The 24,714-nt window shown below is 41.7% G+C and carries 27 protein-coding genes and 2 pseudogenes; 20 read left to right on the top strand and 9 right to left on the bottom strand.

The genetic code is table 11. The features are described 5' to 3' along the window. Positions 1-10 precede the first annotated feature (10 nt). Together AOQ70_RS09220 and AOQ70_RS09215 are read right to left on the bottom strand one after the other, a co-directional pair. Entirely contained in the window at positions 11-1,912 is a 1,902-nt protein-coding gene (locus AOQ70_RS09220; RefSeq protein ID WP_059375881.1) for a transglycosylase domain-containing protein, read from the bottom strand. A 108-nt stretch (positions 1,913-2,020) separates the two neighbouring features. Continuing rightward, a complete protein-coding gene (locus AOQ70_RS09215; protein ID WP_221885112.1) occupies positions 2,021-3,199 on the bottom strand; it encodes an MFS transporter in 1,179 nt (392 codons plus the stop codon). 217 nt (positions 3,200-3,416) lie between these two features. Here AOQ70_RS09215 and kapD point away from each other — a divergent pair, with 217 nt between their 5' ends. Beyond that, on the top strand, positions 3,417-4,034 hold the full coding sequence (kapD, locus tag AOQ70_RS09210) for a 3'-5' exonuclease KapD (protein ID WP_059375878.1): 618 nt from the start codon (positions 3,417-3,419) through the stop codon (positions 4,032-4,034). Here kapD and AOQ70_RS09205 read toward each other — a convergent pair. Next, complete coding sequence (locus AOQ70_RS09205; RefSeq protein WP_039181082.1) at positions 4,031-4,423, bottom strand: kinase-associated lipoprotein B; 393 nt, start codon at positions 4,421-4,423, stop codon at positions 4,031-4,033. The genes kapD and AOQ70_RS09205 overlap by 4 nt on opposite strands. A gap of 91 nt (positions 4,424-4,514) precedes the next feature. Between AOQ70_RS09205 and AOQ70_RS19720 the strand changes: the two genes are divergently transcribed. Then, complete coding sequence (locus AOQ70_RS19720; RefSeq protein WP_197414606.1) at positions 4,515-4,691, top strand: hypothetical protein; 177 nt, start codon at positions 4,515-4,517, stop codon at positions 4,689-4,691. Here the strand turns inward: AOQ70_RS19720 and AOQ70_RS09200 are convergent, their stop codons facing one another. Together AOQ70_RS09200 and AOQ70_RS09195 are read right to left on the bottom strand one after the other, a co-directional pair. Next, positions 4,692-5,984 (bottom strand): sensor histidine kinase, encoded by a 1,293-nt coding sequence (locus AOQ70_RS09200; protein WP_039181080.1) that lies wholly within the window; start codon positions 5,982-5,984, stop codon positions 4,692-4,694. It abuts the gene before it with no gap. Between the two features lie 133 nt (positions 5,985-6,117). Next, positions 6,118-7,293 (bottom strand): MalY/PatB family protein, encoded by a 1,176-nt coding sequence (locus AOQ70_RS09195; RefSeq protein WP_059375875.1) that lies wholly within the window; start codon positions 7,291-7,293, stop codon positions 6,118-6,120. 83 nt (positions 7,294-7,376) lie between these two features. On the opposite strand from AOQ70_RS09195, the gene AOQ70_RS09190 reads away from it, so the two are divergent. Then, positions 7,377-7,637 (top strand): YugE family protein, encoded by a 261-nt coding sequence (locus AOQ70_RS09190; protein ID WP_059375872.1) that lies wholly within the window; start codon positions 7,377-7,379, stop codon positions 7,635-7,637. Here the strand turns inward: AOQ70_RS09190 and AOQ70_RS09185 are convergent. Beyond that, a complete protein-coding gene (locus AOQ70_RS09185) occupies positions 7,634-8,458 on the bottom strand; it encodes an alpha/beta fold hydrolase (RefSeq protein ID WP_059375870.1) in 825 nt (274 codons plus the stop codon). The two genes, AOQ70_RS09190 and AOQ70_RS09185, sit on opposite strands and share 4 nt — an antisense overlap. A gap of 175 nt (positions 8,459-8,633) precedes the next feature. Between AOQ70_RS09185 and AOQ70_RS09180 the strand changes: the two genes are divergently transcribed. The 3 genes from AOQ70_RS09180 (at position 8,634) to yugI (ending at position 10,919) form a co-directional block, all read left to right on the top strand. Continuing rightward, a complete protein-coding gene (locus tag AOQ70_RS09180; protein ID WP_003213765.1) occupies positions 8,634-9,134 on the top strand; it encodes an Lrp/AsnC family transcriptional regulator in 501 nt (166 codons plus the stop codon). Next, positions 9,135-10,328, top strand: coding sequence for an aminotransferase (locus tag AOQ70_RS09175; RefSeq protein WP_039181074.1), 1,194 nt, complete (start codon positions 9,135-9,137; stop codon positions 10,326-10,328). Between the two features lie 198 nt (positions 10,329-10,526). Continuing rightward, a complete protein-coding gene (gene yugI / locus AOQ70_RS09170) occupies positions 10,527-10,919 on the top strand; it encodes a S1 domain-containing post-transcriptional regulator GSP13 (protein ID WP_008345795.1) in 393 nt (130 codons plus the stop codon). Between the two features lie 246 nt (positions 10,920-11,165). Here yugI and AOQ70_RS09165 read toward each other — a convergent pair whose 3' ends face one another. Next, positions 11,166-11,402 carry a DUF378 domain-containing protein gene (locus AOQ70_RS09165; RefSeq protein WP_003212952.1) on the bottom strand — a complete coding sequence of 79 codons (237 nt, stop codon included), beginning with the start codon at positions 11,400-11,402 and terminating at the stop codon, positions 11,166-11,168. A gap of 144 nt (positions 11,403-11,546) precedes the next feature. Between AOQ70_RS09165 and AOQ70_RS09160 the strand changes: the two genes are divergently transcribed. The 5 genes from AOQ70_RS09160 (at position 11,547) to AOQ70_RS09140 (ending at position 16,446) form a co-directional block, all read left to right on the top strand. Then, positions 11,547-12,710 (top strand): iron-containing alcohol dehydrogenase, encoded by a 1,164-nt coding sequence (locus tag AOQ70_RS09160; protein ID WP_034282535.1) that lies wholly within the window; start codon positions 11,547-11,549, stop codon positions 12,708-12,710. A 120-nt stretch (positions 12,711-12,830) separates the two neighbouring features. After that, complete coding sequence (locus AOQ70_RS09155) at positions 12,831-14,003, top strand: iron-containing alcohol dehydrogenase (RefSeq protein WP_047203925.1); 1,173 nt, start codon at positions 12,831-12,833, stop codon at positions 14,001-14,003. Positions 14,004-14,129: 126 nt separating this feature from the next. After that, complete coding sequence (locus AOQ70_RS09150; protein ID WP_024423293.1) at positions 14,130-15,485, top strand: glucose-6-phosphate isomerase; 1,356 nt, start codon at positions 14,130-14,132, stop codon at positions 15,483-15,485. A gap of 312 nt (positions 15,486-15,797) precedes the next feature. After that, positions 15,798-16,001, top strand: coding sequence for a spore germination protein (locus tag AOQ70_RS09145; protein WP_231730856.1), 204 nt, complete (start codon positions 15,798-15,800; stop codon positions 15,999-16,001). Positions 16,002-16,044: 43 nt separating this feature from the next. Next, positions 16,045-16,446: a YugN-like family protein gene (locus tag AOQ70_RS09140; RefSeq protein WP_024423291.1), complete on the top strand. Its 402-nt coding sequence runs from the start codon at positions 16,045-16,047 to the stop codon at positions 16,444-16,446. On the opposite strand, the pseudogene AOQ70_RS09135 reads toward AOQ70_RS09140, so the two are convergent. After that, positions 16,443-17,428 (bottom strand): annotated as a pseudogene (locus tag AOQ70_RS09135) (potassium channel family protein). The gene AOQ70_RS09140 and the pseudogene AOQ70_RS09135 overlap by 4 nt on opposite strands. Positions 17,429-17,554: 126 nt before the next feature. On the opposite strand from AOQ70_RS09135, the gene AOQ70_RS09130 reads away from it, so the two are divergent. From AOQ70_RS09130 to AOQ70_RS09105, 6 genes are all read left to right on the top strand, one after another. Next, positions 17,555-17,779 carry a hypothetical protein gene (locus tag AOQ70_RS09130; RefSeq protein ID WP_059375867.1) on the top strand — a complete coding sequence of 75 codons (225 nt, stop codon included), beginning with the start codon at positions 17,555-17,557 and terminating at the stop codon, positions 17,777-17,779. An 81-nt stretch (positions 17,780-17,860) separates the two neighbouring features. Then, on the top strand, positions 17,861-18,535 hold the full coding sequence (locus tag AOQ70_RS09125) for a zinc metallopeptidase (RefSeq protein WP_024423288.1): 675 nt from the start codon (positions 17,861-17,863) through the stop codon (positions 18,533-18,535). Positions 18,536-18,583: 48 nt separating this feature from the next. Further along, positions 18,584-19,876, top strand: coding sequence for a hemolysin family protein (locus AOQ70_RS09120; protein WP_059375864.1), 1,293 nt, complete (start codon positions 18,584-18,586; stop codon positions 19,874-19,876). 112 nt (positions 19,877-19,988) lie between these two features. Then, complete coding sequence (locus AOQ70_RS09115) at positions 19,989-20,390, top strand: secondary thiamine-phosphate synthase enzyme YjbQ (RefSeq protein WP_039181060.1); 402 nt, start codon at positions 19,989-19,991, stop codon at positions 20,388-20,390. 16 nt (positions 20,391-20,406) lie between these two features. Beyond that, positions 20,407-21,438 (top strand): nitronate monooxygenase, encoded by a 1,032-nt coding sequence (locus AOQ70_RS09110; RefSeq protein ID WP_059375863.1) that lies wholly within the window; start codon positions 20,407-20,409, stop codon positions 21,436-21,438. A 24-nt stretch (positions 21,439-21,462) separates the two neighbouring features. Next, entirely contained in the window at positions 21,463-21,711 is a 249-nt protein-coding gene (locus AOQ70_RS09105; RefSeq protein WP_058838062.1) for a hypothetical protein, read from the top strand. Between the two features lie 21 nt (positions 21,712-21,732). Here AOQ70_RS09105 and AOQ70_RS09100 read toward each other — a convergent pair whose 3' ends face one another. Next, positions 21,733-22,473: a protein-glutamine gamma-glutamyltransferase gene (locus tag AOQ70_RS09100; protein WP_059375860.1), complete on the bottom strand. Its 741-nt coding sequence runs from the start codon at positions 22,471-22,473 to the stop codon at positions 21,733-21,735. Between the two features lie 156 nt (positions 22,474-22,629). On the opposite strand from AOQ70_RS09100, the gene AOQ70_RS20215 reads away from it, so the two are divergent. The 3 genes and pseudogenes from AOQ70_RS20215 (at position 22,630) to AOQ70_RS20205 (ending at position 24,622) form a co-directional block, all read left to right on the top strand. Beyond that, positions 22,630-22,917, top strand: coding sequence for a hypothetical protein (locus tag AOQ70_RS20215; protein ID WP_442854377.1), 288 nt, complete (start codon positions 22,630-22,632; stop codon positions 22,915-22,917). Next, positions 22,862-23,632: pseudogene (locus AOQ70_RS20210) on the top strand (cache domain-containing protein); the annotation flags it as partial. The gene AOQ70_RS20215 and the pseudogene AOQ70_RS20210, both read left to right, overlap by 56 nt. A gap of 39 nt (positions 23,633-23,671) precedes the next feature. Continuing rightward, complete coding sequence (locus AOQ70_RS20205; RefSeq protein WP_369880190.1) at positions 23,672-24,622, top strand: methyl-accepting chemotaxis protein; 951 nt, start codon at positions 23,672-23,674, stop codon at positions 24,620-24,622. Positions 24,623-24,714 lie beyond the last annotated feature (92 nt).

Here is a 24,714-nt window from a genome sequence, read left to right as displayed (position 1 = left end):
AACCTCCTGTTTATCTGGCGTATTGCATCGTATTTTTCCAAATACGTAAGTGCGGACTTGAATTATAAATCGATTCAACCGTTCCTCTATCTCTTCCGACCCAGACACCCATTGTGTACTGATCTGTCAGTCCCACAAACCAAATATCTTTATAGTCATTGGAAGTTCCTGTTTTACCACCGATGTAAGGGGCATTGAAATTCGCTTTTTTCCCTGTTCCACTTTTCACAACGGAGGAAAGAAGCTTACGCATCGTTTCATTTGTCCGCTGAGAATATACTTGCTTTGGCGACTCTTTCCACTTGTAAAGGGTCTTGCCGTTTAAGTCTGTCACTTTTGTGATCGAATGACTTTGTGTGTAGGCTCCTTGGTTGCCAAAAACGGTGTACGCATCTGTTATTTCTAGCGGTGAGAAGCCTTTCGTAAATCCGCCAAGTGCAGAAGGAAGGCGGTAATCATCTGCTACGATATGCTCGAATGAGAACTTCTCTAAATAGCTGAAGCCTTTTTTGACACCTACTGTATCCAGCATTCGGATCGCAGGGGTATTGTAAGAATTTTTAAAGGCTGTTTCAAGTGTGACTGTTCCATACGTTTTATGATTATAGTTCTGCGGGCAGTATCCGCTGCTGCAAAACTTGCCGGCACTGATGGTGCTTGAAGCCGTTGCACCGGTTTGATCAATATAAGGCGCATAGTCTAAAAGCGGCTTAATCGCAGAACCAGGCTGTCTTTGCGCTTGATAAGCGTAGTTGAAATCAAATTTCTTATAGTTTTTCCCGCCAGCAAGTGCAACAATTTGATGCGTTTCATGATTAATGACGGCTGATCCGCCTTCGACCCCTTGGTAAGGCAATTGAGCATTGAGCTGATAGACAGCTCTTTGCTGTAAGGAAGGGTCAAGCGCCGTATAAATCTTCACGCCATCCTGGAGCAGAGCACTGACCTTTTCAGATAATTCTTTTTGAATCGCCTTTTTTGCTTCAGCCGTTTTGGCCTTCTTCAATCGTTTTGTAAAGCCCTCCTGATCAGACACAAGATCGGTAAACTCTTCATTGGCATATGTCACATAGTCAGGGTAAAGGTTTTTCTTTTCACTTAAGGATAGACTGATTTTTTCTTTGACGGCTTTTTTGTATTGCTTTTTGGTGATGACGCCATCTTTCTTCAAAATACCAAGCAGCCGTTCTTGGCGTTTCTTTGTGTGCTTGAACTGTTTTAATGGGTCATACAGTGTTGGGTTGTTTGGAATAGCAGAGATAAATGCCATTTGTGCGAGTGTTAAAGAACTAAGCGGCTTATCAAAATAGTAATTAGCCGCAGAACCGACACCGTAAACACCATTACTGAAATAAATCGTATTTAAATAGCTTTCGAGAATTTCATCTTTCGAGAATTTCCGCTCAAGTTCATAGGAATAGAGCAGCTCTGTAAACTTTCGGCTGAACGAACGTTCATGGCTTAAATATAAGTTACGGGACAGCTGCTGTGTGATCGTACTCGCTCCTTGGCTGATGCCATGGTTTTTGACGTTTGCAGCAAGGGCACGAACCACCCCCATAAAGTCAATGCCTTTATGGTCATAGAAGTTGCGGTCCTCTGATCGGAGGAACAGCTCCTTCACAGGTTCAGGAATTTTATCGTATTTCACGAACACTCGGTTCTCATCGTTTGAGACGATCTCGGAGATGAGAGAACCATCCCGGTCATACATATAACTGTTTTGGGAAAAATCTATCTTTTCCAGCTTGATTTTTTGATCAAGCACTTCGTTAACAGGCTTTACACTTGCAGCTTCTTCCTTTGATAGATAAAAAGTCAGAGCAAATAATGGGATGAGGGCAGCAAGTAATAACCAACCAATGATTGCACGAAACATGAGGTCACTCACTTTCTTCAATTTTCTAGCCATATCGTACCATTCTTTTGCGAATACGAGAAGGTTATTTTTAGAAAAGAATGGGCGTGAAGTCAAGTGAATAAGGCTTTTCCGCAAGAAAAAAAGAGTGTCTGAAGATGATCAGACACTCCTTTCCTTTGTCTTCGCATGCGAGCGGACCGCCCATAAAAATAACGCGCCAAACAGAAAAATGCCGGCAGTGACATAAAAGACAGCTGGAATCCCGTAATGACTCGCCACAATGCCGCCGATTACCGGACCGACGACATTCCCGAGAAAGCGGAAGCTGACATTGTATCCGAGCACTTCCCCTTGCATAGAAGCAGGTGCTTTGATCCGAATATACGCCGTCGTACACGGAATAATGCCGCCAAGTGCCATCCCGTATAGGAAGCGGAAAATGACTAACATCACGTACGAATCCGCCATCGCTTGCGGGATGAATAAAATAGAGGAGAGGATGAGAAGGGCTAGCAGCACCTTGTCATGACCAATTCGATCTCCGAGATCTCCCCATTTTCGCGTAAACAGCAAATTGCCAAGTCCAGTTGCAGAAAATGCAAGCCCCGCATAAAAAGCGAGATTGACAGGACCATGTAAATCATGAATGTATAAAGCCAAAAGCGGCTGAATGCTAAAGTTCCCTACTTGTGTAATAAACGTTAAAAGCATCGTGACTATAAGTAAAGGCTGTTTGAAAATGTGAAAGAGTACATCCTTCCGTGAGTAAGAAACACGCTTTGCTTCTTTTGACCGAATCGGCTGTTCCTTCACTCCGAAGATAATTACAATAGCTGACACATAAATGACAGCAGCTGTCAGGAAAAAAGTATAAATAAATCCGACGCTGTCTGCCATGAATCCGCCCATTAATGGGCCAAACAATCCTCCGGCGACATTACTCATCTGCATCGTTCCAAGGGTTTTACCGGCTGTTGCCTTTTCGGTCTGTGCAGAAATCAGTGCCATGGAAGTCGAGATAAAGCCTGTGACAAGCCCCATGAAGAGCCTTAATGCGAATAGCTGATACACAGTGTGAACAAGCCCCATTAATAAAATGCTTGTGGCGATGCCAATACCGTTAATTAATAATATCTTTTTATAGCCATGCCGGTCGCCAATCCGCCCCCAAATCGGAGAGATCAGGAAGGCCGTTAAAAAAGTGACCCCAAAGACATAGCCACTCCATCTTTGAACAAATTCATTTGAATAGCTGCTATCAAGAGATTCTATGTAAAGTGATAAAAAAGGGACGATCATTGTAATGCTCGCAGATACAAAAAAGTTCACAAACCACATGATGTACAAGTTTTTCTTCCTGTTTGTGATAGAGACCACCTTCTTTATTTATTTCGTGTTCCTTAATAATTATAAAGGAAAATAAACGATCTTTCATCAGATGAATAGGTTGGGCGTAGTGAATCTGCATTATTTTCAAGAAAATGAAGTGATTTCAAGGTCCGCCTTAATATAATGGTATGAGAATGAAAACTGACGAAAAAGTGAGGTGAAACTGGTGGAACAGAAGACGGTGCTTGTGGTCGATTTTGAATTTACGATGCCTGATGGAAAATATCATCCACAAAACTTTTTTCCTGAAATTATTGAAGCTGGGGTAGTGAAAGCAGCAGATGAAACGATCATAGACACATTCTCCAGCTACGTCAAACCGAAAAAGTTCCCAAAGCTGACGAAGCGCTGTAAATCATTCCTCGGAATTACGCAGGAGGATGTAGAGAGCGGGATTTCATTTGAGGTGTTTATCGAGAAGCTCGTGACTCTTGATGGGGGAGAGAATTGTGAGATTATTACGTGGGGCAACATGGACATGAAGGTATTGAAGCAAAATTGTATGCTTAATCATATTAGCTTTCCTTTTAAGGGGAAGTTGAGGGATCTTGCCTTTGAATATAAAACCTTTTTTGGTGACCGCACACTGACAGGGCTTCGAAAAGCGGCAAAGGAATACGGCAGCGAAGGAGCTGGTAAGCATCATAAAGCACTCGATGATGCCATGACGACTTATCAGCTGTTAACCCTTTTTGAAAAAGACAGAGCCTATGTGGAAAATCCGCAAACAACCAAAATTGGTGAGCTGATCGATTTCTCGCATTTTTTTGATTCGGCTGATTAGCGGACGTCTTCTGGAAAATAATCTTTCTCAAGAGAAGATAGGCACGCTCTTGATTTTTCAGCCCATTTGGAATCATCCGCATGGAGTGCTTGTTTCAATTTATCTACAGCTTCTTTCAGTGACTCTTCATAATCAGGTATATCGCCATCATAAGGTTTCACCATATGATGAGGGATATTGGTCTGTTCTCTATAGGCCAAAGCCCGCCTCTCCTGGAAAAAAGGCACGTCTGCTTCTTTCGGATGATGCAGGTCGCCTTGAGTGGGATGTGTCAGAACGGCTTTTACTTGAACGAGATAGGTCGATGGTTTTACTGCTGTCACTTCCCCAACGTATACACCTGTTTTATAAAAACCTTTCACAACTTGTCCAATTTGAATGTCTGTCATGTGAAATTCCTCCATTTCCTTCTCATAGGAAGGTATTTCATTTCTTTTAGCCAATATAGTGAAGTAAACGAGCAAAAGGGGGAATAGCGAGATGTCATTCATCGTACTTTTTCTACTATATTTTCCTGAAGATAAAAGGGAGTACATCCCGGCGGCAATCACCACGGTGATTTTCTTTATTGCTGCGTTTATTTGTTTTCGTCTCATCGTGCGTTCGTCTAAAAAGCAGGAGCGGATAGATGAAAAAAGAACAAAAAAAATGGATTAATCATTTTCTTCTTGTATCTTCAGGAAATTTTACGGTAACGGTTGTTCCAGACTGTAGCGAGCTTTTGAAACGAATAGTTCCATGGTGATTTTCAATAATTGAAAAAGTCACTGTCAGCCCAAGCCCAGTCCCTTTGTTTTTCAAGGTGTAATACGGTTCGCCAAGCTTTTTCATTTGGCTTTCTGTCATACCTACACCGTTATCAACGAAATAAAGGCAGATTTTATGATTTTCTTTCGAAGCAAAAAGTTCAACCTTTCCTTCATGTTCGGGAGCTGCTTCTATCGCATTTTTGATTAAATTAATCATGACTTGCTTGATCTTCGTTACGTCACCTTGAATGTATAAGTCAGGTTCAATGGATTGATGAATCGTGACCGATTTAAAATTTGCATAGGATGTCATCAGTGATGCACATTCCTCAAGTAATTTAGATAGATTGAGTGATTCAATTTGATAATAGTTTTGTTTTGCAATGTCAAGATAACTCGTAATAATGTCCTGAGCCCGGTCTAATTCGGACAGAACGAGATTTTTATAATCTTTATTGGCAGGCGGCTCTTTTGTATGATCACTCGAAAAGAGCAATTGAATAAACCCTCTCACAACTGTCAGCGGATTGCGTACTTCATGGGCGACACTTGCAGCAAGTTCACTTACAATGGTCAGTTTTTCTGACTGGACAAGCTGTGTTCTCATTTCCGCATTTTCTTTAACGAATTCAATACAATAGATACTGAGCACAAGAAAGAATATGTAGTAAAGAGTTGAGAAAAATAACTCAAGGAGCTTTTGCTGCATAATAAAAGCTGGGCTGTATTCAAGTAAGCTGACCGCAAGCAGTCCAATGTAAATAAAGAATCCTTTGGATAAACCGATAAGCACTCCGTAAAAAAGCTTATTTGGCTTCGAATATTGATGCCATTTTCGGTAGAACAGGAATGGGATGAAAAAGTAAATTGGGACAACAATGAGTCCAATCCATAAGAAAGAGCCATACATCACGAATTTGACAATGATGCTTATCAAGATGGCAACGCTCCCCGCCATGTATCCTCCGTATAAAATAGCAAGTACAAGGGGAATAGATTGAAGCCCAGTCTGCAAATCTAAAATCGAACCAACTGGATACATAATACATAGTGCTGAAGAGATGGATGCGAATACTGTGATGAGCAGTTTATTCGTTTTTGGGAAATGAGCAGGGGTCCGGCTTAACCATAGCGCATGATATAAAAAGATTGGAAATAGAATAAAAGATACATGGAGCAGAAAATCCTTGAACATTTCCATTTAAATGCTCTCCTCGTAAATAATAGTAATTCCTCTCATTATATCATTTCATGTACAAAGTAGATATGATAAAAGGAGGGTTTTTTTCTTTAAAAAGAACACCCGTTAGGATGTTCTTTCTACCGTATAGATCTTATTCAGCTGATGGCGTGAACGCTTGATGAAGACGTTTCAGTCCTTCTTTGACTGTTGAAGCAGGACAGCCGAGATTCATCCGAATAAAGCCGTCTCCTTCGTGTCCGTACACGTGGCCAAGCTCTAGGATCACTTTCCCTTTTTTTAGCAGATTCCGCTTTAATTCCGCTAGACTGAATTGATAATCCTGAATGTCCAGCCACAATAAATAAGAAGCATCTGGTTTCATATAACGCATATTTGGAAGATATTCGTCAATATAATCCGTCGCCATCTTCATGTTGCCTTCGAGATAAAGAACAAGGGCATCAAGCCACTCATCCCCGTGACGGTATGCTGCTTCCATCGCTGGAATCGCAAATGCATTCAGTTTGGACAGTCCGTTTCTTTGCAATTCATTGGTGAAAAGGGTTCTTTTTTCTTCATCTGAAATGATAATAGCAGATGCCTGCAGACCCGCTAGATTAAAGGTTTTACTCGGCGCAATACACGTTACCGTGATATGTGCAATGTCGTCAGAAAGGCTGGCGAAGGGCACATGCTGCTTCCCGTAAAGCATTAAATCTGAATGAATCTCATCTGAAACGACTGTGACTCCATGCTTCACACAGAGGTCTCCAACTCGCTTTAATTCCTCTTTTGTCCACGCTCTTCCAGACGGATTATGCGGATGACATAGGAACATCAGCTTTGCTTGCGGCCTGCTCAGTTTTTTCTCTAAATCATCAAAATCCATCATATAACGGTTGTTTTCTATTTTTAAAGGATTGGTTGAGACTGTACGTCCATTTCGCTCAATCATTTGATAAAAAGGTGTATACACTGGTGACTGTATAACTACTTCGTCATGCGGTGCTGTAAAGGCTTGAACTGCAAAACTAAGAGCCGTTACGATGCCTGGTGTAAAAGTGACCGCTTCTGTCTGAATGGTCCATCCGTGTCTTCTTTTGAGCCATCCAGCTACTGCCTGCTGCGTATCCTGATCTTGAAATGCATAGCCAAATACACCATGGTCTAATCGCTCTTTCAATGCATCAAGGACGACCTGCGGCGCTTTAAAATCCATATCGGCCACCCACATCGGGAGGGCATCTGTTGTCAGGAACAAAGACTCTGCTTGATCCCATTTCACTGATTTTGAACCTTTACGTATGATCTGTTCGTCGAAATTCATGAAACCCACCTCTAGCTGTTTTTCAACCATTCTTGGTTGTGCTAAAATAAACATCACAAAATTTATTATAAGCGGTGATACCGATGAAAGATAGTCAAGCTGTAGAAGAGATGATTCAATTCATTAAGGCATGGGACCCTTTTCATTATGGAGAGGATTTTTATGAAACGGAGCCTGCTGACGTCATCAGTGCATTATACGACGCAGAAGATCCGTTAACTTTAGCAAAAGAGATTCAAGCCATCTACCATCACTCATTTGAACAGCTTCTTCCGATAGAGAGCTGTCAGCATACAGCGAATCAGCTTTTTGTCTTGCGAGACAGCAGCTCCTGTTCACGCTAAGACAGGCTGAAATGTCCGATTTGATCAGACACAAAGACCGGATTTTCCTCAGGAATGAGGTGCCCGGTTTTTTTTAATGCATGTAAGGTCGAATTCGGCAGATCTTTGTGCAGTCTTTCGCCTATTTGAATGGGAACGATTCGATCTTCCTCGCCCCAAATGAGCAGCACAGGCGTTTCCATTTTCTTCAAAACGTCCGAGGTTAAATCTCCTTCCCGGTGCCGAATCAAACGAAATATTCCCCGAAAGATTTGATCATCTGAAAACGGTTTTAAATATCCGTCGACCATCTCTTGATCAATGATGGAGTGATCATGCACAACGGCAGTTAAATTTTTCATAATGCCCTGCTTTAAAAGCTTTCTTTTTAGATACAGATAAAAATAAGGAATATATGTGCTGTAAACAAGTGATTTTTTTGACTTATTCATATATCCAGAGCTGCACAAAAGAACCGCCTTTTCAAATAGGTCCGGCCGCTCAGTAGCAGCGTATAAGGCAATCTGTCCTCCCATTGAATGGCCTACTAGAATCGCATGCTGAATCTGTAAATAACCAGCTAGCTCAATAATAATTTTTCCCATGTTGCGATAGCTGTAAATAAACGTATTCGACTTCTCGGACTGTCCAAATGGCGGCAGATCTATCGCAATTAAATTGAAGTCCTGCTTTAGAAGCGGAATGAGTTTTCGATAGCTGAAGGTAGAAGAGAAGAGACCGTGAATTAAGATCAATGTCTTCTTGCCCTCATTTGGATAGTGCTCGTAATAGATATCTAAACCGAATGTACTTTTCATATAAGCTGGCTGAACAATGTCCACATTCTTCACTCCGATACTTGATACTCTCTCTGTTAGGTGACTGTATTGTACCCTAAAAAGTGGATTTTAAGCTATCATTAGAATCTTTTCCCTGCTTAGCATAATGGGAAAAACGTGCTATAATGTTCAGAAGATTTTTTAAAACTAGCTTTTATAATCTGAGGTGTGAAATCAAATGAAACTAACAGAAAAAGAAACTGAAATATTAGAGATTTTAGATGAAAACAGCCGCGCCGATTTAAATACAATTGCAAAAATGGCAGGCGTGACAACAGAAGAAGCCGAAGCCATCATTCAAAAACTTGAAGATCAAAAAGTTATTATTGATTATTCAACTATGATTGACTGGCGAAAAGTGGATGGCCATGAAGGCGTTACAGCAATGATTGATGTAAAAGTGACACCAAAAAGAGGCGTCGGATTTGATGAAATTGCTGAACGGATTTATCGGTTTCAGGAAGTGGAGTCTGTCTATCTCATGTCAGGTGTTTATGATCTTTCCGTTGTGATCCGCGGAAGATCAATGTCTGATATTGCCCGCTTCGTATCTGAAAAATTATCGACACTTGATTCCGTTGTTTCAACAACTACCCACTTTATTTTGAAAAGATATAAACATGATGGGAAAGTGTTTGAAACAGGAGACGATGACAAAAGAATCGTGGTGTCTCCTTAAATGAAAAAGTCTTATTTATCTGAAACGGTACAAAGCATTCAGCCGTCAGGTATTCGGAAATTCTTTGATTTGGCTGCCACAATGGAGGGAGTTATCTCCCTTGGAGTCGGAGAGCCAGATTTCGTGACAGCTTGGAATGTCAGAGAAGCAAGTATTATGTCATTAGAACAAGGACTGACCTCCTATACGGCGAATGCAGGTTTAATCTCTTTGCGAAAAGAACTGAGCCACTATTTATATAAGCGGTTTCACATTGACTACAGTCCAGAAGAAGAACTCATTATCACAGTTGGCGGAAGCCAGGCACTTGATTTGGCCTTTCGTGCGATTTTAAACAGCGGAGATGAAGTGATCATTCCAGAGCCTTGTTTCGTAGCATACGGGGCGCTTACGACACTTGCAGGCGGAGTGCCTGTCTATTTAAGTACATCCGCTGAAAAAGATTTCAAAGCGGATTCTGCTGATCTTCGCACAAAGCTGACGCCGAAGACAAAAGCCATTTTGCTTTGCTCGCCATCAAATCCAACGGGATCTGTTTATTCAAAGGAAGAGCTTGAAGATATTGCTCAATTTGCGAAAGAGCATGACCTGCTCATTATTACGGATGAGATTTATGCAGAGCTGACATACGATGAAGCTTTTACAAGCGTGGCGGCTATACAGGATATGAAAGAAAGAACGATCTTGATTTCAGGCTTTTCTAAAGGGTTTGCCATGACGGGCTGGCGCTTAGGATATGTGGCAGCACCACCTGTACTGCGCGATGCCATGCTGAAAATACATCAATATTCTATGATGTGCGCGCCGGCGATGGCACAATATGCGGCAGAAGAAGCATTAAAAAATGGGCTTGAAGATGTAGAGAAAATGAAGAAAAGCTATAGAAGACGCCGTAATTTGTTTGTCGGCTCCCTGAATGAACTAGGACTCACATGCCATCAGCCAAACGGAGCGTTTTACGCGTTCCCATCGATTAAAAGCACAGGCATGACATCAGAACAATTTGCTGAGGAGCTGCTCCTAAGTGAAAAAGTCGCTGTTGTTCCTGGGAATGTATTCGGACCGAGCGGTGAGGGTCATATTCGCTGTTCATATGCTTCATCACTTGATCATCTTCAGGAATCACTTTCAAGAATTCAGCGCTTTTTGCAGGCTCGACAAGTGAAGGAAGAAGCATCAGCCATTTTAAAATAAAAAAAGGCATCAATCCAAATGGACTCATGCCTCACAAATTAGGGGGGAATACTAGAAAGCATTCTTGTTTTCAGGTATTCCCCCTTTTGATCTAATCTAAACCCATTTAAAAAATATTTTGCGTAACTGCCCGTTCTGTGATATAGTTTTTAATTGCGTATAAACGAATAATAAAACATTTATTTAGGAGTTGTTATCATGGCGACAAAGTTTGAAGTAGGCAGTGTTTACACTGGTAAAGTAACAGGATTACAAGCGTATGGTGCGTTTGTTGCATTAGATGAAGAAACTCAAGGACTTGTGCATATTTCTGAAGTAACACATGGCTTTGTAAAAGACATCAACGAGCACCTTTCAATTGGTGACGAAGTACAAGTAAAAGTTCTTTCTGTTGATGAAAATGCAGGTAAAATCAGCCTTTCTATCCGTGCGACACAAGAAGCACCTGAAAGAAAAGAAAGCAAACCAAAGAAACAAAGACCACAGCAAGTGAAAGAAGAAGCTGCTGCACCACAAGGTTTCAATACGCTTAAAGATAAACTTGAAGAGTGGATTGAGCAATCAAACCGTAAAGACCTTATCAAGAAATAATAAAAAAGCACCGCTTCAAACGGTGCCTTAGATTGTTGACAAAGGGCTAAAATGATCTTTATTTTAGCCCTTTTTCTTTTTTTCAGCGTGATAGAAAACCTTTGAAGTCTAGGAAGGGCGAGTACTGCTGGAGCGGAGCGAATTTAGAATTCGTGAGCACCAGCGCGCAGACCTGACAACGAATGCGAGGGTTTGTCTACACGCTGAGGCTGCCTCATGTAGGCAGCCTTTTTTATGTCCTTTTATTTAACGAACCTCTGGATTCGGTTCGTCACGGCGAACAGCTTCTTCGCTTGGCTTGAACAACAGACCAAGGTTGACAAGACCTGCAATTCCAACAAGACCATAAATAATACGTGATAATGCAGAACCTTGTCCGCCAAAGATCGCTGCTACTAAGTCAAATTGAAAAAAGCCGATTAGTCCCCAGTTAATAGCACCGATAATCGTGAGCACGAGGGCAATACGCTGAATAGCACTCATCGTGATTCCTCCTTTCGCTACAGCATCAATACATTTATATTTTGCAGATTTTTAGCCAAACTATGCGTAAGAAAATGGATGAAAGCAAATTACTTTACTTTTGGAATGAATGAGGCGCATAATGTAGCGCGAGGAGGAGATCACATGGATCGATTTACTTATTGGAACCCAACGAAATTAATTTTTGGAAAGGGAGAAGTATCAGCCCTTTCAGATGAACTCAAACACTACGGAAAAAACGTATTACTTGTATATGGTGGAGGCAGTATTAAACGAAACGGCCTTTATGACCAAGTTGTCAGCATCCTAAAAGAATCAGGAGCTGCCATCACTGAACTTGCTGGCGTAGAGCCAAACCCGCGCTTAACGACAGTAAGAAAAGGGGTCGAGCTTTGCAAAGAGAACGATATTGATTTTATTTTGGCAGTTGGCGGCGGCAGTGTCATTGATGCGACAAAAGCAATCGCTGCTGGTGCGAAGTACGATGGAGATGCTTGGGATATCGTGACACGTAAGCACGTCCCAATGGAAGCTATTCCGTTCGGTACTGTGTTGACACTTGCCGCAACAGGCTCTGAAATGAACTCTGGATCAGTTATCACAAACTGGGAAACAAATGAGAAGTATGGCTGGGGAAGTCCAGCAGTTTTCCCGAAATTCTCTATTCTGGATCCAGTCAACACATTCACTGTGCCTAAAAACCATACGATTTATGGCATGGTTGACATGATGTCACATGTGTTCGAACAATATTTCCATCACACGGAAAATACGCCTTATCAAGATCGCATGTGTGAAGGACTTCTTCGCACTGTCATTGAAACGGCACCGAAGTTGATCAACGATCTAGAGAACTATGAGTTGCGTGAAACGATTTTATTCACTGGTACAATTGCGCTCAATGGAATGCTTTCAATGGGGGCACGCGGTGACTGGGCATCTCATAACATTGAGCACGCAGTATCTGCTGTCTATGATATTCCTCATGCAGGCGGACTTGCGATCTTGTTCCCGAACTGGATGAAACATGTGATTCAAGAAAACCCAGGCCGTTTTAAACAATTAGCGGTGCGTGTATTTGATGTAGATCCTGCGGGCAAAACAGATGAAGAAGTCGGCTTAGAAGGAATCGACAAGCTATCAGCTTTCTGGACAAGTCTTGGTGCACCAAGCCGTTTAGCGGATTATGATATCAACGATGAGAAAATTGATTTAATTGCAGACCGTGCAATGGCACGTGGTGAATTTGGTCAATTTAAAAAGCTAAACAAAGAAGATGTTTTAGCCATTCTGAACGCTTCTTTATAATTGAACAACAAAAGATAGCTGCTTGCGGGCAGTTATCTTTTTTTGAGTTCATCGTGTACATATGTTACAGTAGTCTTTCATGTTTTTGGATATATTCGTTGTAAGGAGATGTTTCAACAGATGGAGAATTTTATTTACTACAATCCAACAAAATTGATGTTTGGAAAAGGACAGCTAGAAGGACTCAAAAGCGAACTCGCTCGTTATGGAAAACGAGTGTTACTTGTATATGGCGGCGGCAGCATTAAGAAAAATGGTCTTTATGACAATGTCATCCGTGCGTTAAATGAAGCAGATGCTGAAGTGTTTGAGCTGTCTGGTGTTGAACCAAACCCGCGCCTCACAACAGTGAAAAAGGGAATCGATATCTGCCAAAAGGAGAACATTGATTTCTTATTAGCCGTCGGCGGCGGAAGTGTGATCGACTGTACAAAAGCGATTGCAGCCGGAGCAGAGTATGACGGTGATGTGTGGGATATTATTTCAAAGAAAACAACCGCTCAAAAAGCACTGCCGTTTGGCACAGTACTGACACTTGCAGCTACTGGTTCAGAAATGAACCCGGACTCTGTCATCACAAACTGGGAAACGAATGAAAAATATGTGTGGGGCAGCTCTGTCACTCACCCTGCTTTTTCGATTCTAGACCCTGAGCATACGTATTCTGTGCCAGAGAATCAGACGGTGTATGGCATGGTTGATATGATGAGCCATGTATTTGAACAATACTTCCATAATGTCAAAAACACGCCTCTACAAGATCGGATGTGCTTTGCTGTTCTTCAAACAGTCATCGAGACAGCACCAAAGCTTCTTGAAGACTTACAAAACTATGAACACCGTGAAACCATCCTTTATGCAGGAACGATTGCTTTAAATGGCACGCTGCAAATGGGTTACTTTGGCGACTGGGCATCCCATACGATTGAGCATGCTGTATCGGCTGTCTATGACATTCCGCATGCAGGCGGACTTGCCATCCTCTTCCCAAACTGGATGCGCCACACACTCGATCATAATGTCGAACGCTTTAAAAACCTTATGCTGAACATGTTTGATATCGAAACAGAAGGAAAGTCAGATCGTGACATCGCATTGGAAGGAATCGACAAACTGTCAGCGTTCTGGACAAGCCTTGGTGCACCAAGCCGTTTAGCTGATTATGACATTGGTGAGGATCAGCTGGACAAAATTGCTGACATTGCAGCAAAAGAAATGGAATATGGTGGTTTTGGAAACTTTATGAAACTTAACCGTGATGACATTCTATCGATTTTGAAAGCTTCTTTATAATTCAGATTGCCGCTTCTCCGAATGAGAAGCGGCTTTTTGCTATGCCAGTGACGATCACTTGATTTCAAAAGCTAGTTCCGCTAAAGTGAAAGGGACAGAACTAACGTAATGGAGGGCTTACAAGCGATGACACATATTCAATTTGACTACTCGAAAGCGTTACCTTTCTTTCAAGAACATGAGCTTACATATTTAAAAGATTTTGTGAAGGTGGCCCATCATAATATTCATGAACAAACGGGTGCAGGCAGTGACTATTTAGGCTGGGTGGACTTGCCGAAGCAATATGACCGCGAAGAATTTGCCCGCATTAAAAAAAGTGCAGATAAAATTAAGTCTGACTCTGACGTCCTGCTTGTTGTCGGAATCGGCGGGTCATATCTAGGTGCACGTGCGGCGATTGAGTTTTTGAACCATTCTTTCTATAACACTTTGCCAAAAGGCAAGCGCAAGACACCACAAATCATTTTTATTGGAAACAACATCAGTTCTTCTTATTTAACAGATGTGATGGATCTATTGGAAGATGCAGATTTCTCCATTAATGTGATTTCAAAATCTGGTACAACAACAGAGCCAGCCATTGCGTTCCGCATCTTTAAAAAGCTCCTCATTGAAAAATACGGTGCTGAAGAAGCGAAAAAACGTATTTATGCGACAACTGACAAGGCACGCGGTGCACTGAAAACATTAGCAACTGAAGAGGGCTATGAATCATTTATCATCCCTGATGATGTAGGTGGACGCTATTCTGTATTAACAGCAGTCGGTCTTTTACCAATCGCTGTGAGCGGTGCAGACATTGATCAGATGATGGAAGGTGCGGCAAAAGCAAGCGAAGACTTCGCTTCATCTGAGCTTTCTGAAAATGCGGCTTACCAATATGCTGTCGTCCGCAATGTCCTTTACAATAAAGGCAGAACGATTGAAATGCTGATTAACTATGAGCCAGGTCTGCAATATTTCGCAGAATGGTGGAAGCAATTATTCGGTGAAAGTGAAGGCAAAGATGAAAAAGGAATCTATCCTTCATCTGCTAACTTCTCAACAGATCTTCATTCACTTGGCCAATATGTTCAAGAAGGAAGAAGAGACTTGTTCGAAACAATCGTCAATGTAGACAAGCCTCGACATGAGCTTGTGATTGAAGCAGAAGAACAAGACCTTGATGGCTTGAACTATCTGGCAGGAAAAACGGTTGATTTCGTCAATAAAAAAGCATTTGAAGGAACAATGCTTGCCCATACAGATGGAAAAGTACCGAACCTTATCGTGACAATTCCTGAGATGGATGCTTATACATTCGGATACCTTGTGTACTTCTTTGAGAAAGCATGTGCGATGTCTGGATATTTACTAGGCGTCAACCCATTCGATCAGCCTGGAGTAGAAGCTTATAAAGTGAATATGTTTGCTTTACTAGGAAAACCGGGCTTCGAAGAGAAAAAAGCAGAGCTTGAAAGCCGTTTAAAACAATCATAAGGCGAAAAAGCACACCTTTACATAAAGGTGTGCCCAGATTGTTGACAAAGGGCTAAAATGATCTTGATTTTAGCCCTTTGTCTTCTTTTCAGCGTGATAGAAAACCTTTGAAGTCTAGGAAGGACGAGCACCGGAGCGGAGCGAATTTGACATTCGTGAGCACCGGAGCGCAGGACTGACACAGAATGCAAGGGTTTGTCTACACGCTGAGCACACCTTTACATAAAGGTGTGCCTTTTTTGTTTTCTTCAGGTTCCTGTGCAAGCTTTCCTGTGTACTGTACATAGAATAATAAATGGAGGAGGGTGAAAAATGAGGACGAATCATGTCTATATTCATGATATTTCTGGCCAGGCAATCGTGAACTTTGGCAATGTCGGACGCATTTGTTCTAAGAGTGCTACGAAGGAAACAGCAGGTTCCGGCAGCGATAACGAGACGAATCAATCAACCAATCAAAGCTTATTTGATGCCGCGTTTACAAACAATGTACAAATCGCGAGAGGAAATGTATGAATTCCTCTCTTTAACGAACCCTAATAAAAAAGGAGGGTTTCGTATGATTCATGTACCATCCAGGCTGCCTGGTGAAAGCTTTTCACTTTACCATTTAGAAGAAACGATGAAGCCGCTCGGTTATGTCATTAATGGGAACTGGGATTATGATCACGGGTATTTTGATTATAAAATTGATAACCGTGATGGCTATACCTTTCTCAGAGTTCCTTTTACAGCCGAGAAAGGCCAGCTGGATCAGCCAGGTGTTGTGGTGAAAATGGGACATCCATTTCTCTTAAAGCATGTATATCAAGACAAGTTAGATGATCATGCGATGGTTGGAAATGTGGGCGCATCCTTTAACCAATTCCAAGAACCAAAAGAGAAAGATGGAGATGTATCAAAGGCTTATGCTGAGATTGGCTTTTCGCTCGTCAAGGAATTAGAAGACGCACTGCTTTAAAGGCTGATCAGTTCATCCTCTGGATGAAGCTCATAGCCAAAGGGAGGATTCATCATGGGTCCTTCTTTTTTTTGTACGCCAACGATGATTACATGATGCTCTAAAAAGTGATGGAGCGCTGTTAAGAATGTTTCTCCGGCTAATGAAGCTGGTACAGGTATGATCGTGACGTTTTTATGCAAGGTCATTTGTCGTTTTTTTGTTAACGCCGTAAGCTGTTCCTTTATCAGAAAATGTTCAACCATTAAATGATTGACAGCATCAGAGGTATGAATGACTTGGTTGGCACCAGCACGTTCGGCATTTTTCACGTAACGATCTGTTAAGATTTCGATTAAACAATATAGCGAAGGGTTTAAGCCTTTTGCTGCAAGTAAGGTTAAGACACTCTGCATATCGGCTGTCACTTCATTTTCATGCTGATCTGCGGTAATCATCAGTGCATCTGCACCGGTAATATTGGCTTTACGGAGTGTGCCGTCTTCGGTCCCATGTCCTTTAATAAAATGAACATTTTCCAAAAGAGGCCCCTCTTTCAAGGAGTCATCAATCAGCACAATCGGCATGGCTGGATCAATCGTTTGAAACGACTGAAGTAGTTTGTTCGTCTTCTCATTCCAGCCGACGATAATCAGGTGTCCTTTCCCTTTAAAGGCTACCTTGCCCTCAACATAATGGTGCTGCTTGCTGAACACAGCGGCGGCAAGTGTGGCGAAATAAGCGGTGACAAAGCTGGCTCCGATAAAAATGAGTGCCATACCCGCCACCTGCCCTGGCATGGTTTGCGGCACAAAATCACCGTAGCCAACCGTAGAGACTGTAATGAGCGCCCACCAGATCCCATCAAAGATCGTATGATACTGCTTCGGTTCTAGTAAAACGATTAATTGTCCAAAAAAAGAAGCAAGAAACAAATGATAATAGCAATTCGAAGATAAAGCGGCCACCTTAGCCAAGCGATAAAGATACGATTTGATTTCATCGGACTCTTCCTTTCAGGAGAATGCTAATGTCAGTATGCCCGATTGAGGAAAGATTTTTTCATCTTCGTCATGTATTGAAATAGAACCCATATCTTAAAATAAGGGAGAAGAAGGAGGGAATTCGAATGTCGTTCGTTCAAAAGACCGTACTTCTTTTTATTGGTGTGCACTTTTTATCATCAGCTGTCATCTTACTCGTGTTTGATTTAAATGCTGTGAATCATTTTATGAGTGATTTTTCATGGCTTCACTTTTTTCAAGACCTTTATGGTACAGTGACCTTTTATACAGCTTGCTTAGGTGTGTTCTTCTTTTTCATTGGTGCGGTCATTCCCCTGAAAAAGACCTAGTGCTTTTTGCTGTACATGGTACATAAAAGTCATTAAAATTGTAAATAAATATATAAAATAAAAAGGAAGCTGATGAGCATGCTGTTTTTTTATTTTTTAACATTTGCCGCATTGGGATTATCATTTTGGGCACAATTTAAAGTGAAGAATAATTTTGAAAAGTATTCAAAGGTGGAAGCATCCAGTATGAAAACAGGTGCTGAAACCGCTCGATATATTTTAGATCGCAACGGGTTATACGATGTGCCCGTTGAACCGGTAAGAGGAACTTTGACTGATCATTACGACCCGACTCAGCGTGTGGTTCGTTTATCTGAACCTGTGTACTACGGCCACTCCATTTCGGCCATTTCAGTCGCATCACACGAGGTTGGACATGCCTTGCAGCATCAGGAATCCTATGGTGCGCTTGTTTTGAGACATAAGATCTTTCCTGTCGTGAACTTTGCATCTGGTGTTGCTCCGCTTCTTTTCCTTGGTGGAATTTTGCTCAGCAGCCTTAACTTAATCGGGCTTGGGATCATTTTGTTCTCAGCAGCTGTATTCTTTCAGCTTGTGACATTGCCTGTCGAGTTTAATGCAAGTTCTCGTGCAAAAGATATCATTGTTTCAGAAGGAATCATTAGAAGCAGTGAAGAAAGAGGCGTGAACAAGGTGTTAAATGCTGCAGCTCTTACGTATGTAGCAGCGGCCCTTGTCTCCCTGTTTGAATTGCTCCGTTTTGTAATGATCTTCCTAAATGGCCGTAATGATTAATTGATGCCAGAGGAGGTGAGCCCTTACCAGTGTTAGGTAAGGGTTTTTTTGTACATTTTAAACGTATTTTTAGTCATATTACTCATTGCTGCGACAGCATTTTTTGTTGTCACTGAATTTGCGATTGTGAAAATTAGAGGCTCTAAAATCAACCAGCTGATTGAAAGCGGTGATAAGAGGGCCATCCATGTTCAAAAGCTGATATCAAATCTGGACGAATATTTGTCCGCCTGTCAACTTGGAATTACCATCACAGCTTTAGGCTTAGGGTGGCTGGGTGAGCCGACGGTGGAGCATTTTCTGCATCCGCTTTTTGAAAGAATCGGGCTTCATTCCGCATTAACTGACATCCTTTCGTTTATCATCGCATTTGTGATCATTACGTTTTTACATGTTGTTGTTGGAGAACTCGCGCCTAAAACAATTGCCATTCAAAAGGCAGAGGCCGTCAGCCTTGTGACAGCAAAACCACTCATCTTTTTCTATAAAGTCATGTACCCGTTTATTAAAGCATTAAATGGGGCCGCACGAAGCATCGTGAAATTATTTGGTTATCATTCTGTCAAAGAACATGAAGTGGCGATCAGTGAGGAAGAATTGCGACTCATTTTATCTGAAAGCTATGAGAAGGGTGAGATTAACCAATCTGAGTACAAATATGTGAATAAAATCTTTGAATTTGATAACCGAGTGGCGAGAGAGATCATGATCCCGCGTACAGAAATTTCAGCTATAGAGATTGAACAGACCTTAGAAGATGTGACCCATTATATGCTGAACGAAAGGTACACACGCTACCCTGTTATTAAAGAGGACAAAGATCATGTGATTGGAGTTATTAATAGCAAAGATGTATTTAAAGCGAGTTTCCTAAATCAAGATGTATCTATTGAAGACTTAATGCGTCCGGTGATCCGAGTCATTGAAAGCACCCCTGTTCAAGAATTGCTCATTTTGATGCAAAAGGAACGAATCCATATGTCAGTGCTCGTAGACGAATACGGAGGTACAGCGGGACTAGTCACAGTAGAGGACATATTAGAGGAAATTGTCGGAGAGATTCGAGATGAATATGATCAGGATGAAACACCTCACATCGTGAAAAAAGGTGATTTCCATTATGTGATGGATGGGAAAGCATTGATTGATGAAGTAAATGATTTATTGGATTTAGCCATTGAGAATGATGATGTTGATACAATTGCAGGCTGGATGATGACGCATAAATTTGATTTTGACATTGGAGATACGATTGAAGCAGAAGGCTGTGAATTTACGATCATTGATGCTGAAGACCACCATATTCGAACCATTGAAGTCAAAAAGGTTCATTTTTCTTAAAAACCTCGTACTGCTTGACGAGGTTTTTTTGCTTGGTAAACTTTAGGTAAGAAGATTTGTTTCACATAAAAAGGGTATGAATTTATAGAAACGTCAAAAAGGGGCAGCTCATATGAAAAAAATCAATGTACAAACAGACAGACGCGATGACATGATCGACGTCACACACGAGGTTCTCCAATATGTCAGGGAAACAGGCATACAAAACGGAACTGTCATCGTCTATTGTCCACATACGACAGCAGGGATTACCATTAATGAAAATGCGGATCCAGATGTGAAACGGGATATGCTTCGCCGGCTTGATGAAGTCTTCCCGTGGGAACATCCAAAGGACCGCCATATGGAAGGGAATACGGCAGCACATATGAAAGCGAGTTATATGGGGGCGTCTCAGCATGTTCTCATTCATGATGGAGATCTTGTACTTGGCACGTGGCAGGGAATCTATTTCTGTGAGTTTGACGGGCCGAGACATCGTCATTTTTATGTACAAGTGTCGTCAAACGAGTAAGAGATGGGGGAAGTAAATGGGGGATATCAAAAAGTTACTGCAGATTGAACATGGAATCATCCAAGCGCCAATGGCAGGAGGAGCTGTGACACCGCAGCTGGCAGCCGCAGTTTCGGAATACGGAGGGCTTGGCAGCCTGGCAAGTGGATATGTGCAGCCTGACCATTTAAGACAGCAGATTAGACAGGTCAAACAACTGACATCTCGCCTGTTTCAGGTCAATGTGTTTGTACCAGAGCCAATTCCAGAAGTGAAAAAAGAGGATGTGGCATTTTGGGAAAAGAGACTGCCTGCACGCCCGTCAGCAGATAGGATACCAAGCGAAGAAGAATTGTGGGATGATTTTGAACAAAAAATCAACATTCTTCTGGAAGAAAACGTTCCGATTGTTTCCTTTACATTCGCCTGTCCTAAAGAACAAACGATTCACCGCTTAAAACAAAAGGGAACCTTTTTAATCGGAACGGCCACAACAAAAGAGGAAGCACTTCTTTTAGAGGAAAAAGGAATGGATGCTATTGTTCTGCAAGGAAGTGAAGCAGGGGGGCATCGCGGCACATTTTTACATGCAAAAGGAGACGCACTGCTGGGACTGATCAGTTTGATCTCTGATGTCAAACCGCTCTGCCGCGTGCCATTGATTGCCGCGGGAGGCATCACGGACCGAGCAGGTGTGAAAGCAGTGCTGGCGCTTGGAGCAGATGCGGTTCAAATCGGCACAAGGTTTTTAGCCAGCCAGGAAAGTGCTGCGGCAGAAGTATACAAGAAGGCCATTTTACAGGCAGAAGGCAGTGAAACAAGGGTGACAAGGCTTTTTTCTGGGAAAAGAGCGAGAGGCATTGTGAATCAGTGGATGGAGGATGAAAGCCTGCATGAAGATAGGGTTCTTCCTTATCCGGTTCAGCATGTATGGACAACACCGATGCGAAAAGCAGCCGCTGCCGGCGGTAACCCTGAACAAATGGCTCTGTGGGCAGGACAGGGCGTTGGACGTATTCGCTCAATTTTAACCGTTGAAGACATCATGTACGAACTGACGAAGATATAAAATCATGACGGGTGGTGTGACAGGATGGACATCTTAAAACATTCCTACCGAAAAAAAGGTCAGATTGAATTCTGGTTTGATGATTTTCCTCATTCTCCTGCCGTCCTTACGCCCATTCGTCACTACTATTTTGTTCGATACGTGAAGTGGAGCAGGCACGATCCACCGGTCACAAGAAAAGATTTAGAAGAAATGGAGATCCTTGCGAACACGATGCTTGGCACACTCCAAAATTATCGTAAACGCAAGGCATACAAAAGCCCCTTGTCATAACCAATAGACAAGAGGCTTTTTTTAGCTGCCAAACATTTGCCTGAGATAAATCACATCCATCCGGGTAGTCTGCGGTAATAAATAAGCGGATTGAACTGCACCTGGCCGTCTTCGCTTATTCAGTTTGTCGATAATTTCTGCCGCTGTTAAAATTCCAAGCCCATGACCGTAATATTGATCTTCTCCTAAGTAAATCACATTTTCCCCGCGCCATTGCGACTGCTGATAGCTAAACTCTGGATTTTCGAAATATAAACAATCTCCATAGATAAAATCATTTCCGCGCTCTGTATAAATTGACAAAGTATCATAGTGCCAGTCATACAGTGTTAAACTGCGAAGTCTTCGGTTAAACTTCTCCTCTCCTACTGTTTGCAAGACCCCCATATAAAACACAATGACAATCGCGGTTGCGCATTCAAATGCATATTTTGAACCATTTTCAAAAATGTCTTTAATGCCTCTAGATGGCTCCACTTGATAGCGCAGCTCTAGTGCTCCTGCTTCCGATACACGCCAAAACGCATCATTTGCACGCGATCTTTGAAAGATGGCAAATGAGGCACCGCTTTTATTCAAATCTCTTGCAGCATTCATAATGTTCGATCTTAAAGTGACCTCAAATAACAAATCAGATGCTTGCCTATAGCGGAACGTACCATTCGAGGCCTGTAACTGCATCAAAATGATCCGCTTTTGTCCTTCTAGCTGAAACGATTCCAGCTGCTCATTAGTCACTGGCTGTCCTGAAAGGATAATCATATGAAAAGCGCCCCCTTTAGTATTAGCGTATGCAGGGTGCTTGGGCAAGGAATCAATTTGTGAAAATAAACAAAAAGTCATCCTTTTTATTTGAAAAACATGAAAATAATATCAAGCCGTCCGATATATAAAATAACGTTTAAAAGGAGGAAAAACATGAAAAGTGTCATAAAATGGTTGAAAAAACCATCGATTTCTAAAAGATTGATTATTTCATTCACACTTGTTCTCGTCTTGCCCATTATTACACTCAGTACGATTTCATATCAGATTGCCAAAGAAGAACTAGATCATGAAATCATGTACGGAGCAAATGCAAGAGTCAATGAACTGAATGACATGATCGAGCAAAAGCTTTCGAATAAGGAAAATGCGGTGAAACTTTTTACTGAAACATCTACTGCTGCAGACTTTAAAAAAGAAAAACCAGGACGAACTGTATGAGCATCTTGAGATATACAGCAAAATCAATGAAGAAGATGTGGTTGGTTTTTATGCAGCAAGTAAAAATCGTGATTTCATTCAGTTTCCTAAAGTAGACATGCCAAAAGGCTATGATCCAACAACACGCGATTGGTATCAGCAAGCGATGCAGAATGAAAAAGGAGAGCCAGTTGTCACCAATCCATACATTTCTGCTACAACAAACGGCATGGTAGTCACGATTGCCCAGCGCCTGAAGGACGGGTCGGGAGCGATCGGAATTGACATTGATGTGCAAGACATTGTAGATAAAATAAAAGATATAAAAATTGGACGAGAAGGATATCCAATTATTGCAAATAAAAACAAACAAATTGTAGCCCATCCAGAAGAAAAATCAGGATCTAAGGTCACAGAAAATATTTCATCTATCCTTTACAGCGGCAAAGAAGGAACATCAACTTATGAGAATAAAGGAGAACAAAAACGTATCGTTTTTGTAACAAATGATTTAACAGGTTGGAAAATTGCTGGAACGATGTTTGTCTCAGAAACAGAAGAAGCAGCACAGCCAGTTTGGAATTCTGCCATTATTCTTTTAATTTCTTCATTTATCCTTGGCGGTGTCGCTATCTTCTTTATCGTTCGCTCGATCACAATTGGACTGAGAAGGCTTGTTGATTTCTCAGAAAAAGTGAGTGAAGGGGATTTAACAGAAACCCTCGAAACGAAATCGAAGGATGAAATAGGAGATCTCACAAGAAGTTTCAGCAAGATGAGTGAATCTCTTCGTGACGTCATTCGTGCTGTACAGCAATCTGTCGACAATGTGGCTTCGGCTTCAGAGGAGCTGACGGCAAGTGCCAGTCAAACGAGTCAAGCAACAGAGCATATCACGATGTCGATTGAACAATTTTCAAATGGAAATGAAGCACAAAACGAGAAAGTAGAATCTAGTACGAATCAGCTTGTGGCAATGAACGAAGGATTACAAGATATGTCACAAACCTCATCTGAAGTAGCTGCTGTCTCACTTCAATCAACAGAGGCGGCTGGTCAAGGCGGGCGAATTGTTGAAAGCACAGCGAGCCAAATGAAACATATTGATACATCCGTACAAGAAGCAGAACAGGTCATGAAAGAATTAGAATACAAGTCTAAAGATATTACGAGTATTTTAAATGTCATTAACGGCATTGCGGATCAAACAAACTTACTTGCGCTTAATGCAGCAATCGAAGCAGCAAGAGCAGGTGAATCAGGACGCGGCTTCTCCGTCGTTGCCGAAGAAGTGCGAAAACTAGCTGTCCAATCCGCAGATTCAGCGAAAGAAATTGAGAAGCTTATCCAAGAAATTGTGTTAGAAATTGCTAAATCTCAAGATATGTTCAAAGCAGTCAATCGAGAAGTAAACGCAGGGCTCGGTATGACAGAAGAAGCTAAAGAAAGCTTCCAGCACATTTATGAGGCGGCAGAAGGAATGTCGAAAAAACTGTCACAATTAAACGATACAGCCATTGACCTATCGAGCGGTTCAAAGCTTGTTTCACAAGCGATGCAGGAAATGCGCCAAGTCTCAAGAGAAAGCGCAGCAAACATTCAGGACATTGCGGCTTCAGCAGAAGAGCAGCTAGCATCTATGGAAGAAATCACGTCTTCTTCTGTAACACTTGCTAACATGGCAGAGGAGCTAAAAGAGCTCACAAGTCAATTTAAAATTAATTAAATAATGATGAAAAAATATCCAGAATTGTCTGGGTATTTTTTTTATTTTTAAACGTCATTTCCAGTCTCTAAAAATACACCTTTCATCCGATA

Origin of the sequence: Bacillus sp. AM 13(2015) (genome assembly GCF_001518755.1) — a bacterium.
GTDB lineage: Bacteria > Bacillota > Bacilli > Bacillales > Bacillaceae > Bacillus > Bacillus safensis.
Note: the sequence above shows the minus strand (reverse complement) of the source record. Positions and strands in the feature narration are given on the sequence as shown.

What these genes read in the sequence shown, in the direction of transcription:
- AOQ70_RS09220 (WP_059375881.1), bottom strand. Translation starts at nt 1,912, where the DNA reads ATGGCTAGAAAATTGAAGAAAGTGAGTGACCTCATGTTTCGTGCAATC.
- AOQ70_RS09215 (WP_221885112.1), bottom strand. Translation starts at nt 3,199, where the DNA reads ATGTGGTTTGTGAACTTTTTTGTATCTGCGAGCATTACAATGATCGTC.
- AOQ70_RS09205 (WP_039181082.1), bottom strand. Translation starts at nt 4,423, where the DNA reads ATGACAGACATTCAAATTGGACAAGTTGTGAAAGGTTTTTATAAAACA.
- AOQ70_RS19720 (WP_197414606.1), top strand. Translation starts at nt 4,515, where the DNA reads ATGTCATTCATCGTACTTTTTCTACTATATTTTCCTGAAGATAAAAGG.
- AOQ70_RS09200 (WP_039181080.1), bottom strand. Translation starts at nt 5,984, where the DNA reads ATGGAAATGTTCAAGGATTTTCTGCTCCATGTATCTTTTATTCTATTT.
- AOQ70_RS09195 (WP_059375875.1), bottom strand. Translation starts at nt 7,293, where the DNA reads ATGAATTTCGACGAACAGATCATACGTAAAGGTTCAAAATCAGTGAAA.
- AOQ70_RS09190 (WP_059375872.1), top strand. Translation starts at nt 7,377, where the DNA reads ATGAAAGATAGTCAAGCTGTAGAAGAGATGATTCAATTCATTAAGGCA.
- AOQ70_RS09180 (WP_003213765.1), top strand. Translation starts at nt 8,634, where the DNA reads ATGAAACTAACAGAAAAAGAAACTGAAATATTAGAGATTTTAGATGAA.
- AOQ70_RS09175 (WP_039181074.1), top strand. Translation starts at nt 9,135, where the DNA reads ATGAAAAAGTCTTATTTATCTGAAACGGTACAAAGCATTCAGCCGTCA.
- yugI (WP_008345795.1), top strand. Translation starts at nt 10,527, where the DNA reads ATGGCGACAAAGTTTGAAGTAGGCAGTGTTTACACTGGTAAAGTAACA.
- AOQ70_RS09165 (WP_003212952.1), bottom strand. Translation starts at nt 11,402, where the DNA reads ATGAGTGCTATTCAGCGTATTGCCCTCGTGCTCACGATTATCGGTGCT.
- AOQ70_RS09160 (WP_034282535.1), top strand. Translation starts at nt 11,547, where the DNA reads ATGGATCGATTTACTTATTGGAACCCAACGAAATTAATTTTTGGAAAG.
- AOQ70_RS09155 (WP_047203925.1), top strand. Translation starts at nt 12,831, where the DNA reads ATGGAGAATTTTATTTACTACAATCCAACAAAATTGATGTTTGGAAAA.
- AOQ70_RS09150 (WP_024423293.1), top strand. Translation starts at nt 14,130, where the DNA reads ATGACACATATTCAATTTGACTACTCGAAAGCGTTACCTTTCTTTCAA.
- AOQ70_RS09145 (WP_231730856.1), top strand. Translation starts at nt 15,798, where the DNA reads ATGAGGACGAATCATGTCTATATTCATGATATTTCTGGCCAGGCAATC.
- AOQ70_RS09140 (WP_024423291.1), top strand. Translation starts at nt 16,045, where the DNA reads ATGATTCATGTACCATCCAGGCTGCCTGGTGAAAGCTTTTCACTTTAC.
- AOQ70_RS09130 (WP_059375867.1), top strand. Translation starts at nt 17,555, where the DNA reads ATGTCGTTCGTTCAAAAGACCGTACTTCTTTTTATTGGTGTGCACTTT.
- AOQ70_RS09115 (WP_039181060.1), top strand. Translation starts at nt 19,989, where the DNA reads ATGAAAAAAATCAATGTACAAACAGACAGACGCGATGACATGATCGAC.
- AOQ70_RS09110 (WP_059375863.1), top strand. Translation starts at nt 20,407, where the DNA reads ATGGGGGATATCAAAAAGTTACTGCAGATTGAACATGGAATCATCCAA.
- AOQ70_RS09105 (WP_058838062.1), top strand. Translation starts at nt 21,463, where the DNA reads ATGGACATCTTAAAACATTCCTACCGAAAAAAAGGTCAGATTGAATTC.
- AOQ70_RS09100 (WP_059375860.1), bottom strand. Translation starts at nt 22,473, where the DNA reads ATGATTATCCTTTCAGGACAGCCAGTGACTAATGAGCAGCTGGAATCG.
- AOQ70_RS20215 (WP_442854377.1), top strand. Translation starts at nt 22,630, where the DNA reads ATGAAAAGTGTCATAAAATGGTTGAAAAAACCATCGATTTCTAAAAGA.
- AOQ70_RS20205 (WP_369880190.1), top strand. Translation starts at nt 23,672, where the DNA reads ATGAGTGAATCTCTTCGTGACGTCATTCGTGCTGTACAGCAATCTGTC.